Source organism: Lacipirellulaceae bacterium, assembly GCA_040218535.1.
GTDB lineage: Bacteria > Planctomycetota > Planctomycetia > Pirellulales > Lacipirellulaceae > Adhaeretor.
In genome coordinates, this window is sequence record JAVJRG010000005.1 from 1008342 (window position 1) to 1023390 (window position 15049).

General features: G+C 55.7%; 10 protein-coding genes. 5 read left to right on the top strand and 5 right to left on the bottom strand.

What is annotated here, in order from left to right; all coding sequences use genetic code 11:
* Positions 1-149: 149 nt before the first annotated feature.
* The 4 genes from dnaG to greA all read left to right on the top strand — a co-directional run bounded on the left by dnaG (position 150) and on the right by greA (position 5408).
* Positions 150-2069 (top strand): DNA primase, encoded by a 1920-nt coding sequence (dnaG, locus tag RIB44_04310; GenBank protein MEQ8615797.1) that lies wholly within the window; start codon positions 150-152, stop codon positions 2067-2069.
* 94 nt (positions 2070-2163) lie between these two features.
* On the top strand, positions 2164-3936 hold the full coding sequence (locus RIB44_04315) for a sigma-70 family RNA polymerase sigma factor (GenBank protein MEQ8615798.1): 1773 nt from the start codon (positions 2164-2166) through the stop codon (positions 3934-3936).
* A gap of 147 nt (positions 3937-4083) precedes the next feature.
* On the top strand, positions 4084-4788 hold the full coding sequence (locus RIB44_04320) for a phospholipase (protein MEQ8615799.1): 705 nt from the start codon (positions 4084-4086) through the stop codon (positions 4786-4788).
* 140 nt (positions 4789-4928) lie between these two features.
* Positions 4929-5408, top strand: a complete 480-nt coding sequence (gene greA, locus RIB44_04325; protein ID MEQ8615800.1) for a transcription elongation factor GreA — start codon at positions 4929-4931, stop codon at positions 5406-5408.
* Positions 5409-5474: 66 nt separating this feature from the next.
* Here the strand turns inward: greA and RIB44_04330 are convergent, their stop codons facing one another.
* From RIB44_04330 to RIB44_04340, 3 genes are all read right to left on the bottom strand, one after another.
* Complete coding sequence (locus RIB44_04330; GenBank protein MEQ8615801.1) at positions 5475-6473, bottom strand: aldose epimerase family protein; 999 nt, start codon at positions 6471-6473, stop codon at positions 5475-5477.
* Positions 6474-6614: 141 nt separating this feature from the next.
* The gene (locus tag RIB44_04335) at positions 6615-8141 is read right to left on the bottom strand and encodes a calcium-binding protein (protein MEQ8615802.1); all 1527 of its coding nucleotides are present in this window, start codon (positions 8139-8141) and stop codon (positions 6615-6617) included.
* 676 nt (positions 8142-8817) lie between these two features.
* Entirely contained in the window at positions 8818-9882 is a 1065-nt protein-coding gene (locus RIB44_04340; protein MEQ8615803.1) for an NAD(P)/FAD-dependent oxidoreductase, read from the bottom strand.
* Positions 9883-10074: 192 nt separating this feature from the next.
* Here RIB44_04340 and RIB44_04345 point away from each other — a divergent pair, with 192 nt between their 5' ends.
* The gene (locus RIB44_04345; GenBank protein ID MEQ8615804.1) at positions 10075-10854 is read left to right on the top strand and encodes a BON domain-containing protein; all 780 of its coding nucleotides are present in this window, start codon (positions 10075-10077) and stop codon (positions 10852-10854) included.
* Here the strand turns inward: RIB44_04345 and RIB44_04350 are convergent.
* Both RIB44_04350 and RIB44_04355 read right to left on the bottom strand, forming a co-directional pair.
* Positions 10769-11671, bottom strand: coding sequence for a hypothetical protein (locus RIB44_04350; GenBank protein ID MEQ8615805.1), 903 nt, complete (start codon positions 11669-11671; stop codon positions 10769-10771). The two genes, RIB44_04345 and RIB44_04350, sit on opposite strands and share 86 nt — an antisense overlap.
* A gap of 31 nt (positions 11672-11702) precedes the next feature.
* Entirely contained in the window at positions 11703-14909 is a 3207-nt protein-coding gene (locus RIB44_04355; protein MEQ8615806.1) for a secretin N-terminal domain-containing protein, read from the bottom strand.
* Positions 14910-15049 lie beyond the last annotated feature (140 nt).

The following is a 15049-nucleotide window of genomic DNA, read 5'->3' on the forward strand; positions in this document are numbered from 1 at the left end:
GTCTCATTTCTGAACAGTCAGACAAACACAAAATATAAAAATGAACTGCTGATTTCTTCCGTTCTGAAAAAATCGGAAGTGGAAGACGAGTGGCTAACAAACCTCCGTGTTCTCCGTGCCCTCTGTGGTTCAAAAAAGAAGCCTGATTCATGTCACTAGCCGAAATGCAGGACGCCAAGGAGCAGATCCGCCAGGCGATCGACATTGTCGATCTCGTGGGTGGCTACGTTCAATTGCGGCGGCAGGGACGAGGGTACATCGGCTTGTGCCCTTGGCATGACGACTCGCGCCCGAGCATGCAGGTGAACCCTGAACGCCAGACGTTCAAGTGCTGGCCGTGTGATTTCGGTGGCGACATTTTTACTTTTGTGATGCGGATTGAAGGGGTTGAATTCCGCGAAGCGCTGGAGATGCTCGCGGATCGTGCCGGGATCGAACTTTTACGACCAAGCGGTCCGCAGACTCCGGCGGATAGTCAGTTTGCCCGGAAGAACCTGTTCAGAGCACTGGCTTGGTGCGAAGAGCAATTCCATCAGATGCTCCTACGCTCTCCCGCGGCAGAACCTGCACGACGCTATTTGGCTGAACGCGGAATCAACGAAGAAAGCATCGCGAAGTTTCATATTGGCTTCTCGCCGAACGACTGGGAGTGGCTCACCAAGCGGGGAGCAGCGGCTGGCTTTTCGCCAGCGGTTTTGGAACGCATTGGTTGTGCTGGCAAGCGTGACAGCGGCGGCTATTACGATCGGTTCCGCGGGCGGTTGATGTTTTCCATTCGGGACGTCCGTTCGCGACCGATTGCCTTTGGCGGGCGGGTGTTGCCGGAGTTTGCTGGCGAGCGGGATGCGAAGTACATCAACAGCCCGGAGACCCCGCTCTTCAGCAAGAGTCGCGAACTGTATGCGTTGGATGAAGCGCGTTCTGGCATCGCTCGCGAGGGCGAAGTGCTGGTCATGGAGGGCTATACCGACGTGATCATGGCCCACCAGCACGGTATTGATCATGCCGTGGCGGTGTTGGGGACAGCCCTGGGTGAGCAGCATGTGCCGCTGGTAAAGCGGTTCACCGACACGATCACACTCGTCCTCGATGGAGACGACGCGGGGCAGCGGCGCACGATGGACATCCTGGACAATCTGCTAGCACTCTTCGTGAAATATGAGGTGGAATTAAAAATTTTGGGGTTGCCTGCCGGGGCCGATCCATGTGATGTTGTTGCATCGCAAGGAAGCGACGCTTTTCGTGAGTTGTTAAAACAATCGCGAGATGCACTCACTCACAAAATGGATTTTGTGATGCAATCGTTAGCAGCCAACAACCGATCAACGCACAGCTCAGCGCAAGCCGTTGAGTCGATTCTCGCCACGCTCGCCCGTGCCCTTCCCGGCGGCGTCAGTGCTGCCTCTTCCGCTTTGGTCCGCGAGCAACAGATGCTCGGTCGCATCGCTCGTCAGTTTGGTGTTGCCGATGACACGCTTCGCACACGGCTCAAAGAACTACGCAAGACCGTTCAAAGAAACACAACTCGCCCTCCGACTCCAGCGGTCACGGAGTACGAAGGTGAAGAGATGCCTGATGAAGCAGCCCTGACTTCAGCAGGACCGTCCTCGTCGGTGCAACTCACCAAGCCAACCGCTTGGGACTGCGAATTGATCGAGTTGGTTCTGCTGCAACCAGAAGCGTTGCCGATGATGGCGACGCAAGTCAGCAGCGACGATGCGGCTTCGGAAGTTGCCCGAGAGATCTTCCAGCGAGCCCGCGACTTGCATGAGATTGGCACTTTGCCAACCTTTGAACAATTGATGCTCGCCACCGAAGACCAACGAATCAAGAACTTTCTCATCGACTGCGACGAACGCAACTCGGCTCGGACGATGAGCGATCCTCAACAGCGGATGAGCGATTTATTCGCTTCAGCCGCCCGACGACGCGAAGAGGCGCGTCACCAAACGCAACTCGCTGAGTTGCGACAACAGAAACTCGATCCTCAAAGTGAGGATGAAGTCCTAAAGAAACTTTTTGGAGACCTAGAACGCGGTCAGACCGGTTCCTCATCCACGGAAGGTTGAGAGGTTTGATTCGTGCCCGCCATTGCAAGATCGCTCCCGTCGCGAACTTGCTCGGCAAAATCCCGATTGCACATGATGTGTGAAAGGATTAACGATGACCCAACAAACAGCGACCCAACATACGACAGCCCAAACCAAGACTGAACTTCTCACCAGCCAACTCGAAGCCCTAGCCGCCACCGCCAAAGAGCAGGGTTATCTGACTTACGATCAGACGAATGCGTTTCTACCCGACGAGGTGAATGACGCGCGTCACATGAATCTCTTGCTCGATCTGCTCGACGGTCTGAACGTCAAGATCGTTGACGATCCGAACTCTCCGCTGAACTACAACGCTGAAAAGCCCGAGGGTGAGCCGGAGGAAGAGGCTGAGCAACTCACTGCAGCGGATATCCCAAAGCTGACCGACGATCCGATTCGGATGTACCTCTCGCAGATGTGTCAGATCCCACTGCTCGCACGCGAGCAGGAAGTTCACTTGGCGAAGAAGATTGAAATTTCCAGAAAGCGGATGCGTCGTAGCATTTTGCGTTCGTTTTACGCTCTCGAAGCAACCGTCGAAGTGCTCGAAAAGGTTCACGGAGGCGAGTTGCCGTTCGATCGGACGATCAAGGTCTCGCAGACAGAGCGTCTTACGAAGCCACAAGTCGCTGCCCGGATGCCGCACAATTTGAAGACGCTTCGTTGGCTGATGCAATCACAGAAGCGAGATTTTGCAATCCTGACCAGCAAGCTCATGCCGAAGGAGCAGAAGAGCGAGGCTCGCGAGCGCTACCTACGTCGCCGCCGTAAGATGCTTCGCTTGGTCGAAGAAATGAGCCTGCGAACCCGTCGCGTTCAACCACTGATGGACGCCCTTTCGGAAATGTCTCGCCGGATGGACTTCTTGAAGAAACAGCTCGACGAGTTGAAGGCCGAAGGAGCGAGCGACACCCGCATCAAACCGGTTCGACAAGAATTGCAAAAGCTGATGGAGAAAACGCTTGAGACTCCGAGCAGCCTACGAAAGCGTTGCGTATTCCTCCGTGCGGAGTTAGAGGAATTTGAGCGAGTGAAACGCGATCTCTCCGGTAGCAACCTGCGACTGGTAGTCTCGATTGCCAAGAAGTACCGCAACCGTGGCATGAGCTTCCTCGACTTGATTCAGGAAGGCAATACGGGCCTGATGCGGGCAGTTGACAAGTATGAGTATCGCCGCGGCTTCAAGTTCTCGACGTATGCGACTTGGTGGATCCGTCAGGCGATTACTCGCGCGATTGCTGACCAAGCCCGTACGATTCGTATCCCAGTTCACATGATCGACGTCCTGAGCAAATTGCAACAGACGGCCAAGCGTCTGCAGCACGAACTGGGACGTATCCCTACGCATGAAGAAACAGCCATCGAAGCCGGCATTAGCCTCGAAGAAAGTTTGCACGTTCTCGACATTGGACGCACGCCAGTAAGCCTTGATCGTCCTGTTGGCGAGGGCGATGACTGCAGCTTTGGCGAATTTGTCGAGGATGATCATACCGATAATCCTTTGAAGCTCGCCAATAATGCTTTGCTACGTGATAAGATCTCCGACCTGCTGAAGACTCTCACTTATCGCGAGCGCGAGATCGTCCGCCTCCGTTACGGTCTTGCTGACGGCTATTGCTATACCTTGGAAGAGGTCGGTCGCATCTTCAAGGTTACGCGCGAACGCGTTCGTCAGATTGAAGCGAAGGCAGTGCAGAAGCTGCAAAACCCAGTCCGCAGCAGCGAACTGGCCGAGTACGTCGCTGACAGTCCGGTGATCGAGGAAGAAATTGCCTGGGACGAGCCCGCAACCGTTCCGATGGATGATGAAGCTTCCGACTACGTGGACCTCCCCGCAGCCGCGTAGTGGTCGATCATCGAATCTGGTGGCATCCAACCCCGGCAGACCTGAACCACTTGGTTTGGGACTTGCCGGGGTTTTTCTACCGCCTTCTGGTCTGCGCAGGGAACGCTACAATGGGTAGTTCCCTTCCGCAGAGCAGAAAGAGACGACATGGCTGTTGCCGCCGAATTACTTCGAGAATTGCACCGCATCCACCAGCAGTTAGCCGATCTGCGCGATCGCCTAGAACGTGGCCCCCGCCAGATCAAAGCGCGTGAAGCGAACGTGCAGAAGTATCAGCAGTTGCTCGCAGAAGCTCAGGAGAACCTCAAAAACACCAAGATGGCAGCTGACCAGAAGCAACTTGATTTGCAGTCTGGTGAGAACAAGATCGAGGACTTGGGCGGCAAGCTGAACACGAGTAGCAGCAACAAAGAGTTCCACGCCCTGCAAGAACAGATTGCCGCTGCGAAGATGGCGAACAGCGTTTTGGAAGATGAAATTTTGGAATCGTTTGACAAAGTAGAGCAACTAAAAGTCGGCGTCAAAGATGCGGAAACAGAAGCCAAGGCTGCGGAATCTGAGCTTACGAAGTTTCGCGAGAAGATCAGTGCCGAAGCCGTACTCGTCAAAGCGGATATCCAGCGACTTGTAGGTGAGCTGGCGGAATCTGAGAAGGGGCTCGCGGGCGATATTCGCGAGGATTACAACCGCGTCATCCGCAACAAGGGAGCCGATGGCATGTCGCGAGCCGATGGGCGGATTTGCACCGGCTGCGGCCAGCAGATGACTCTCAACATGCATAATGATCTCTTGCTGTCAAAACCCTGTTTCTGCAAAGCGTGCGGACGGATGCTTTACATCGGCGAGGAGTGAACCATAGACTGGGTTTACATTCGCAACGGGAATTGAAACAATAAGCATCTGTACGGGTCTTCCAACGGGAAGGCCCGTTTTGTTTGCGAGATTGAACATATTTTCGAAGAGTCGCTCTCGGGCGGCGCCAAAGTGAGGCGATTATGGATACCACTCCGATGACCCGCAAGGGTTATGACAAGCTCAAGGCAGAACTCGACCACATGGAAAACGAGTTGATGCCGGAGATCGAAAAGCGAATCGCCGAAGCGCGTGCCGAGGGGGACCTCAAAGAGAACGCCGAGTATCACGGTGCCCGCGAAAGCCAAGGGATGCTGCAGGCGAAGATCAATATGCTCAAGAGCAAGCTCTCCACGGCAGACATCATCGATATGTCGACCATGCCCAAAGACCAAGTCGTTTTTGGGGCTACTGTTAAAGTCAAGGATCTCGACTTTGGTGACACGGAAGAATTCACCTTCGTTGGAGCAGGCGAGGAGGACTACGATGAAGGAAAGATCCTCGTTACCAGCCCGCTTGGCCAAGGATTACTCGGAAAGAAAGTTGGCGAAAAGGTTGCCGTAGAAGTTCCCGCGGGAACGAACAATTTTGAGATCCTCGAGATTCGGTTCGAAGAGTAAGTCAACATCTAGGGTGCGTGAGCGACAGCGGACGCTCCCTGCTGGTTTGTAAACCCTTACGACTTGTTACTCAAACTTGTACTCGCACACATGCCGGTAAGTCTCGCCTGGTCTGAGCAACGTCGAGGGGAAGTCTGGCTGGTTGGGTGTGTCCGGATAGTGCTGGGTTTCTAAACAGACGGCCGAACGATAGTCGTACTTCTTTCCCTCTTTGCCGGTTTGGCCGTGCAGGCCGTTGCCGATGTAGAGTTGCACGCCAGGTTGGTCGGTGCTGACGACCATGCGGCGTCCCGACTTAGGATCGACAACTTCAGCAACTTCGCGCGTTGTTCCCGCTTCGCCGTTAAGCACATAGTTGTGATCGTAGCCTCCAGCATCGGCACCTGTGAGTTGATCGACGCGGCTGCCGAGTGCTTGAGAATCGCGAAAGTCGAAAGGAGTCCCGGAAACGTCTCGTAATTCGCCGGTGGGAATCGAGGTGTCATCCACGACGGTGTACTGGTTCGCGTCGATGCGGACTTCGTGATCCATGACACTTCCTGTGCCGTGCCCTGCGAGGTTGAAGTAACTATGGTTCGTGAGATTGACGTGCGTTGGCTTCGTCGTGGTGGCGACGTACTCAATGCGGAGTGCATTGTTCTCGGTGAGTGTGTAAATCACCGTGCAGTCGAGATCTCCCGGAAAGTTCTCTTCGCCATCGGGGCTCACGTATTGGAAGCGAATTCCCTGCCCATGTTCGTTCTCAAACTTCTCGCCTGACCAATCAACCTTATCGAGTCCCCGCTCTGGCCCACCGTGCAGGTGGTTCGGGCCATTGTTGATAGCCAGTTGATACTCTTGGCCGTCGAGGGTGAACTGTCCTTTGGCAATCCGATTGGCGTAACGCCCTGTCGTGCAGCCAAAATGTTGGTTGGCTCCCGAGGCGTAGTTCTCCTCATTGTCAAAGCCCAGGACTACGTCGGCTAGATGACCGTTGGTATCAGGCACATGAAGCTCGGCTAGCGTGGCACCACGCGAGTAGAACTTAGCTTGCATTCCCTTCGAATTTTCGACGACAAATTCCATCTTGCTCTCCGTAAAAATTACCGGCCAATAGGCGAGCGAAGATTATCACGGAGTGAGCAAGTCTATGCAAGCAAGTGAAAAGAAAAACCAGGGGACCTGTTCCAGGCCCCCTGGCGCTCGGATGTGACTCCCCATGTCCCCTTAGAAGACAACATCCACATCATCTTTTTCGACTTCATCCTCGCCGTCGATGATCAAGAAGTCGACCTCGCCGTCGCGGGCGTCGATCTTATCGGCACCCAATCCGCCGACAAGGATGTCACTACCCACACCGCCAACGAGCTTGTCGTTGCCAATGCCACCGAGGATGATGTCGTTGCCACGACCACCGTGGAGGTTGTCGTCGCCAGCGCCGCCGTCGATCCAGTCATTGCCAGCGGCTCCGAAGATCGTATCATTGCCGCGGCCACCGTTGACGATGTCGTTGCCGGTTCCGCCGGAGATGCGATCATTGCCACGACCGCCGAAAATGCGGTCGGCACCGAGCATGCCAAGGATCGTATCGTTGCCACCACGACCATAGATCAGGTCGTTGGCGGCAAAGGCGAGGTCCACGGCATTTGTTGTGGCTGTGAGAACTCCGTCACCTTCGGCAGGTACCTCCTCTGCTTCGTCGAACTGGTTATCGATCGCGCGGAACAACTCGTTCGCGTTCGGTAGATCTTCACGAACGATTTCGTCATCGATCTCAGGATCGACTGGGTCGCCTGGGTCAGTAGAAAGGTCTACCGGATCGCCGATGATCAGGTCGTCCCCTTCGCCACCGTCGAGCACGTCGGAGCCACGACCACCGAGCACGTAGTCGCGAGCGTCGCCAGCAGCAATGCGGTCGTTCCCACCATTGCCGAGCAGGATATCGACGCCATCGCCACCACGGATGCCGTCGTGACCACGACCACCGAGTGCGACGTCATTGCCCTCGCCACCAGAGATCGCGTCGCGACCCTCGTTGACGTTGGCGTACCGGCGAGCGTAGTCGTAGAGACCGGCATAGTCATCGGGGACTTCATTCGTCCCGTCGCCGAACAGCCAATCGTTACCGGCGTCGCCAGCGATACGGTCGTTACCGCTGCCGCCAGCAATGGCGTCATCGTCGTCTCCGCCGTTGAGACGATCGTTGCCAAGGCCGCCAAGAATGGCATCACGACCGGCGCCACCAGCGATGACATCGGCTCCACGACCACCAAGAATCAGGTCGTTGCCGGCTCCGCCGCGGATGCGGTCTCGACCGGCTCCGCCGAGAATCCAGTCGTTCCCTGAACCGCCTTGGACGCCGTCGTTGCCGTCGCCGGCACGGATATGCGTCCATTGTTCAACGGAGGCGTCGATGCGAATTAGATCATCGCCGTCCTTACCGAGGACGTAGATGCCGTCGATTTCATCACTGTTGAACGTGCGCTGGTCACCGTTGACGATCACATGCAGGCGATTGTTTTCGTCGACGAATGCCGCAATGCGGTCCGCCTCGTCGGTTCCTTCGGCGATGACCACGCTGGTTGGAGGGTTTTCGAGATCGACGTCCTCGAAACTTGCCAGGTCGACAATGGCAGAGTCAGCCGCCAACAGTGTACGCGTTTCTAGAGACTCCATCCGAGTCCGCCTGCTGTACGCTTGCGCACGCTTCTTTCGTTTCTTCAGGATTCGCTTCTTCTTTTGAGATTTCGACATTTCTAAGGCTCCGTTCACGGTTAATGAGACGCCCCATACTTCCAGCATCCTCTCGCGAGCGGCCGGCTACGTGCGCACCTTCTACGCAAACGAACGTCCTTCTTTTTCGAGAATGAAACCGAAGAAGTGTTCGCTTTTTAGCTTGGGATAGAACTCACAGATCAGTCAGCGGCAGCCTACGTGCGTACCGCCAGCGCAGTTAATTCTTCAGCCTTGGTGGAAGATTCGCAGTCCTTGCACTACAAAGTTCGGAATTGGAACCTTTGCAATTGAAAAGCCAGTCGCCCCCGATTGGCCCACAGTTTAGACCGGAACAGTCCAGGTCTAACCCACAAAAACACAAGGTGGCCCGTCACTCCTTCAGCGGAGTCGCCCTAGAAAAATAGGGATTTGACGGCCTGTGCCCCCCAGCACATCTGACCTGCGTTTGCACGCTATTTCAGCAGAAAAGTGAGAAGAAGCGTGAATGCTAATCTTCTCTATCCGCAGCGTAACCAACAGGAATCTGCCTGACAAGCGAAAAGTTGGAGACAAAGCAACGTGTCACTTGTCTGCGTTGGCAATAAACGAAGTGCGTTACCAACAAACTGCTAAACCCCAGGCAGAGGTAGCGGGTTTCGCAGGAAATGAAGAGTTTCTGGAATTTCTGTGCAGCGACGGCAGTTCGCAATAGCCGCTACGTTCGCTTTCCCGCCCCCTGTGCGATCTTATCTCCGATCATCGCGATCTTTTGGTCACGCAAACGTTTCTCGTTGAGCCAATAGGGGCTGGTGATCTCTTTGAAAGCGTAGATGGCCGCTTGAATCCCTTCAGCCCATGCGACGGCTACCAGCTTGATGTCGCCGTGGACATCGCCTACTGCAAAGATGCCGCGGCGGCTTGTCTCAAAATAAGGATCGATAGCAATGCTGCCATCGTCGTTGAGGCGGAGGTCCAGTCTTTGGAACGTTTCTTTGGCGGACAGAAAGCCAATCTGCACCACGACGTAATCTGCAGATAGTGGCGTACCATCGATAAGTCGCAAGCTGATTGCACCGGCGTCAAATTCCGCTTCCTCGATTTCCGCACTCGTATGAACTCTGCCTCCAGAGGCGATCAAACGCTCGACGGAATCGTTCTTTGCGATGGGCGTTTCTTCACGAACAATGACGTCCACTTCCGCATTGCGATCGCGTGCCATCACGGCTGCATCAAACGCAGAGTCACCGCCACCAACCACAACGACGTGACGACCGTCGTAGTCACCAATTTTGGGAATCTTGTAAAAGACACTCTTCGATTCGAGGGCATCAAGCACCGGAAGCTTTCTTGGGAAGTGCAGCAGCCCGCAGGCGAGAATCACTTTGCGGCACAGATACTCTCCGTCTTTGGTGACGACACGCTTCAGGAGGTCTTCTTTCTCAACCTGTTCGGTCTCTTCGACCGTTACGAGCTCTTCGTTGAAGCGGAATTGCACCAGAGCGTCGACAGCTTGCCGGTAGACCCGAGAGGAGAGCTCCTCGCCACTGATGCCGTCAGGGAAGCCAGGAATGTCGACGATCTTCTTGTCCGCGTAGAGAAACTGGGGCTGGCCGCCGGGTTCGTTTTTGGCTTCGACCACCAGAGTGGTTAGGCCACGGTGGGCCGTGGTGAGACTTGCTGCTAGACCTGCCGGGCCAGCTCCAATGATGACGACGTCCCAGTAGGGAAGGTTACTGAAATCGAGGTCTTCATCTAATTCCGTAACTTTGAAGTCTGCCATGGTCGCCAACTTTCCAATTTGAATTCGCGATAACGCAGGCACTACCAGATTTCTATTCCCAGACGTTAGTCACTTCAAGAACAAAAGATGGTTTCTCAGTAGAGAAGTTCGCGCAGAATCAAGGCCCTTTAACTATAATGGGTTTAAGTGGAGAGTCTTCCGTTGTCCCACGCAGTAGGCCAAGAGTCGAAAATGAAAAAGCGAATACTCGTCGGTTTCTCGATGGTCTCTTTCCTGATGTTTATTGCGGGTGAGTCGCAGGCTCAGATCAACGGTGGCCAGTTTGGCCAACAGGGCGGGTTCGGGCAGTTCGGCGGTCAAGGAGGTTTCGGTCAGGGTGGCTTCGGCCAGTTCGGTAGCGGTTTCGGACAACGGGGCTTTGGGCAGTTTGGAGGCGGGTTCGGTCAAGGAGGCTTTGGACAAGGTGGTTTCGGGGGTGGGCAAGGCTTCGGTCAGCAGGGGGGCCTAAGGAATCGCAACATCACCGGCCTGCGTTCCAACCAACAGGAACGTTTTCGCCAGGATGGGTTCGTCGGCCGCGATGCCGAGGATGTTCGTCGCACCTTGGATCAGCAGAATCGCCAACCCGATGCGCGTGCGATTGCTCGTGAGATTGAGGACTTGAACGATCTCCGCCGTCAACGGCGACGCGATCGACGTCGTCGCAGTGAGCAACCTGACCCAATTCGGGTCAAGTTGATTCCCGAATTCGAATACCAGTTGCCTACGACTTCAGAAACAGAGCAGGCAGTAAATGCTACATTAAGTCGAGCCGCGGCAATCAGGAGTTTGCCAGCGACGCAAGCCGAACTGGTCGATGGCGTGGTCACGCTGCGAGGTATAGTTCGTACCGAGCGAGATCGCCAACTGGCCGAACGACTCGCTTCTATTGAGCCGGGAGTGTCGCGCGTAGAGAATCTTTTAGAGGTTCAGAACGAAGTGAGCGACGGGCCGGAGCTTTCGGCTCCTTAACGCCCTCTTGCTTCGCGGTAGTTGCGACAGAAGATTCTGGCGACGTCACCTTCGCTTGATTGGGTCGTTCTGTCAATTTTTGTTCCTGCGAAGCCTTGGCCAACTTCTCGCCCAGCGTTTTCGGAATTTGAAAAGTGGCAGTCTTCAGCTGGTTTGTCGAGTCAGAGCTAGCGGCTTGGCTCTTCTCTTCAAAGCTAGCCAACTTGACTTCCGAAGGCGAGGCTCGCTTTGCCAGCATCGTATTCTGCGTTTGGGGTAGAGTCCCAGGCAGGAGATTCTTGGTCGGCTCTCCCACGATCAGCGAGCCTTCGCGCGGCTCGAAGCGGGTAATCAGCGTGATGTTTTTCTTCGGTCCGCCGACGGCATCCCAAGGGAGCCACACGCTATACGCGGGGCCAAGTTTCGTTGAGCTTTCGTGACGGACAAATTGCTCCGGCGGAAAGATGAATCGCTTGGTCGGGTGCGTCTCGTGAGCCTCGCGGTCGGATTCGTCGAAGGCGTACACCACCAATTGCCCGTCAACTCTGACAGGCAAGTCGGAATCGCGTTTGAAGAAAACAATCCGCCCGCCGAAACCTCGTTTGGGTTGTGAGCCGCCTTGGTGGTGGACGGCTTGTGTCCAACTGCAAACCAGCCGTGAGGGTGTCTGCGGGGCCTCGGGCTCGTCGGATTTCAGACCAACTGCCATGCGCACGTCCCAGCTCTTGGCGAATTTCCAACCGTCGCTTTTCGTACTGCTGCACCCCAGCGTCGCAAGGATTGCGAGGGTCAGCAGAACCGAGAGGTATCCGCATTTGGTTTGAGTCTTTGTGGTCATCATAGGATCGTGCTACGTGCCATGTCGGTCGCTATTGCTGATAACTTGGCGGCGGAAGCATATTGCTCGTATCGCCGTCCGGTAGTGCTTCTACGGGTGGTCCCTGCAGGTATGATTCGCCAGGGGCGAGATCGCTTGGGTAAACCGTTTCTGCATAGGCTGCCCCTGCGGAATCTCCAACGCTTCGTAATCCTTGCGGGCTCGAGAGTTCAATCACGTCGGAGAGGCACCAGTTCATCCGTGCGGATTCGACTTGTTTGAGCATCTCCGCTTCGTGGCGATCTCGCACAATATGCGGAGTGAGGATGATCAGCAGCTCTGTTCGGACGGTCGAAGTAGAGTCGTAGCGGAAGAGGTCTCCTAGCAGCGGGATGTCTGCCAGCAACGGCACACGACGATGCAAGGCTGAGTCGCGTTTCGTCAAAAGTCCGCTAAGAACAACCGTCTGCCCGTCGACGGCACTGATCGTGGTTTCCGCGGTTGTCTCGTTGATTCGCGGCACGCGAATCGGGTCGCCGTTCGGAGCGACCGCGATCGGGATACCTTGGCTCAGGGGGCCGAGTTCCTGCTTGCTGGCGTAAACCTCCATCACCACCAAGCCATCGGGACTGATGCGTGGTCGAACAAGCAGTTCCAGCCCGACTCCAACCTGTTGGGTAATATTTTGCTGGCGACCAAACTGGTCGATATTGCTTGCTGTGATAATGGGGACTTGTTCTCCTACGAAGGCCCGCCCTGTTTGATTATCGAGCGCCATGATCTGCGGACGACTCAGCACCTCAAGTCGGCGTGACTCTTGGAGTGCACGCAGCAGCATACTCACGCTCTCGCTGCTTGCAGAGAGGACCAGTCCGCCAAACCCCAGATCAGGGTTCACTCGCCCGACGGCAAAGCTCGACAGCCCCTGAGCCGCAACCTTGCTAGCCGTGGCCAAGGAAGACGTGCTGCCCGCGTTGCCTAGAGCCTGGTTAGGGTCCCCGAAGTTGAAGCCCGGCGTAAACCGAGCCGAGTCGATAACTTGCTGCTCAAAGGTCGTCGAACCGCCACCAGCATCATTCACGATGGTCGTGTTCGTCGAACGATTGATATCTTCCAGTAAACTGCGATCGAATAGCAGTGAATCCTGCAAGCCGAGTTCGACACCAAACTCGTCGGCATCGCCTAGGCGGACCTCGCCGATGAGAACCTGGATCATGACCATCGGGGCTTGCTCATCAAGCTCTTCGATGATCTTGGTAAGTTCGGTGTAATATTGCGGAGCCGCCGAGACAATGAGACTGTTACTGTTGATCTCAGGAACGACCACCACTTCTTGTTCGATCTGTTGGAAAGGGCTGACCACACCGGGTGCCGTTTCTTGTACGTCACGACGGCCTTCGAGCCAATCTTGCAAGGCGATGGCAACTTGCTCCGCGTCGGCATTCTTCAGTTTGTAGACACGGTTCTCACGCTCACGAGCGTCGCTGGAGTCGAGCCTCAGAAGAATCGCCTCGACAAGAATTAACTCATCGCGACTGCCCGCGGCAATGATGCTGTTAGTGCGTTCGTCAACGGAGAAGCGAAGCTGGAAAGGTGTTTGCCCTTGGTCATCGCCATCCTCGCCAGTACCGAGGAGGTTTTCCAGCATATCGGCCAGGCTAACGGCATCGCCATTATTGATGGTGAAGACCTTCAGCTCCGCGGTCGTGTCGGGGGCTTGGTCGAGCTGCTCAATCAAGGCAGCCACCAACGGCATGGCAGTTCGCGGAGCCGTGACGACCAAGGCGTTCGCGCGACGATCCGCCGTAATCTTGGCGTTCGAGAGGACCCCCGATTCCAACTGGCGGCGTCCTTCTTCATCGACAGTGATCAGCCTCAGCAAAGCCGCAGCACGTCGAGCGGCGTCGGCATCATCGGCGTCGCTACTACCCAGCAGCGCGTCGCGTAAGACGGGTGCCAGATCATCGGCCACTGAGTTGCGGAGCTTAAAAATGCGTAAGTCGTTCTCAGCATCACCGCCGGGGCGATCGATCTCCGCGATCAGAGCCTTCACTTCCGCCATGTCGCGCGGTCCGGCCCGCACGATGACTGCGTTGGTTCGCTCATCAGCGATGACGACGGCCTTCGGGCTTAATGTCGTCGCTACTTGCGGATCGTCGGAGCCAAAAGCGTTGTTGATGGCATCCCGTGCCAGCAAGGCGTTGGCGAACTTCAGGCGAAACACTTCGAATTGAGTGAGCGTCTTCCCGGGCAGATCGAGCTTTTGGAGCAGTTCGGTTGCTTTACCGACCGCCTGTGGTTGGCCGATGAGCAGGACCGCGTTGGGCTTGCCAAGCGGAAGCACTAGAAGCGACCCGTAAATCCGATCAAGCGAAGCAACACTTGCACCGGAATCAAAGGTCCTTTGCACGAGAAGTGCAATCGAGGTCGAATCGACGTGCTGTAGTGGATAAACGGTAATCTTCGGTTCAGTGATGGCGCTGAGGGCTTCGATCTGAGCAATAATTCTTTGCACGCGAGCCACATCGTCTGGCCTGCCGCCGATAATCAGGAAGTCAGTCCCTTCGACCACCTCGATCTGAACCGGCCCCAACATGCTGTCGGTGGGATTGTCTGAAGTAACGCCTGCTTCATTCGGGTTTCTCGCGCCTTCTGGAGTATTCTGAGCGAGCAGCAAGTTAAGCACCTGCCTGACCTTCGCGTTCGATTTGCCACTCGTTTGAACGATCTGGGCGTCTTCCGTTGGCTTGCGCGGTGCATCGAGAGCTGAGATGATCTTCTGCCAAGCGCGTACTTGATCGGGGCGACCCGCCACGCTCAGTTCGCCAGTGCGAAGGTTGCCGCTAATCACGACCGGAGTCGCCTTCGCTTGCCCAGCCTTGGGCTCCTCGATGACCACACGCATCCAGGGCTGCTGATCATCGCGAATCACGGTGAGCTTACGACCTAAAGCCTTTTCAAGGCGGAGGTGAAGCTCCTGGAAGCTCATGCTTTTCAGCTGGGTTCGGGCTACTCGGTCCTGCCGAGCGTTGCCTGCTGGTAGCTGTTGTTGCTCGCGTAGCGTTGGTCCAGAAGGCTCTGGAAGCAAGTCCGCTTGAGCGACGTATCGCGGACCAACAATCGATTGTTCTCGCTGAGCCTTGGCGGCTTCCGAGCCTCGCATCAACATCGTTACGCCAGCTCCCACGCAAAGCAGGATGGCGATCAACCTCACCAATCCGCCGATGGTGAGTTGCGAGCTGATGTTTTTCGATGGCATGACGTTGTGATTCGTAAGACGAGTTGTTCCGCTCTAACAGGCTGTTTGCATAGTGCTGCGGAGGCAGTCCCTCGGCGCATAGGGTTTGCCCGCATAATCGGAATAATCGTCAAACTTCAACACGAGCGCCAGCTAATCAC

Coding starts and splice junctions, on each gene's coding strand:
- dnaG (MEQ8615797.1), top strand. CDS start 150: ATGTCACTAGCCGAAATGCAGGACGCCAAGGAGCAGATCCGCCAGGCG.
- RIB44_04315 (MEQ8615798.1), top strand. CDS start 2,164: ATGACCCAACAAACAGCGACCCAACATACGACAGCCCAAACCAAGACT.
- RIB44_04320 (MEQ8615799.1), top strand. CDS start 4,084: ATGGCTGTTGCCGCCGAATTACTTCGAGAATTGCACCGCATCCACCAG.
- RIB44_04330 (MEQ8615801.1), bottom strand. CDS start 6,473: ATGGAATTTGTCGTCGAAAATTCGAAGGGAATGCAAGCTAAGTTCTAC.
- RIB44_04335 (MEQ8615802.1), bottom strand. CDS start 8,141: ATGTCGAAATCTCAAAAGAAGAAGCGAATCCTGAAGAAACGAAAGAAG.
- RIB44_04340 (MEQ8615803.1), bottom strand. CDS start 9,882: ATGGCAGACTTCAAAGTTACGGAATTAGATGAAGACCTCGATTTCAGT.
- RIB44_04345 (MEQ8615804.1), top strand. CDS start 10,075: ATGAAAAAGCGAATACTCGTCGGTTTCTCGATGGTCTCTTTCCTGATG.
- RIB44_04350 (MEQ8615805.1), bottom strand. CDS start 11,671: ATGACCACAAAGACTCAAACCAAATGCGGATACCTCTCGGTTCTGCTG.
- RIB44_04355 (MEQ8615806.1), bottom strand. CDS start 14,909: ATGCCATCGAAAAACATCAGCTCGCAACTCACCATCGGCGGATTGGTG.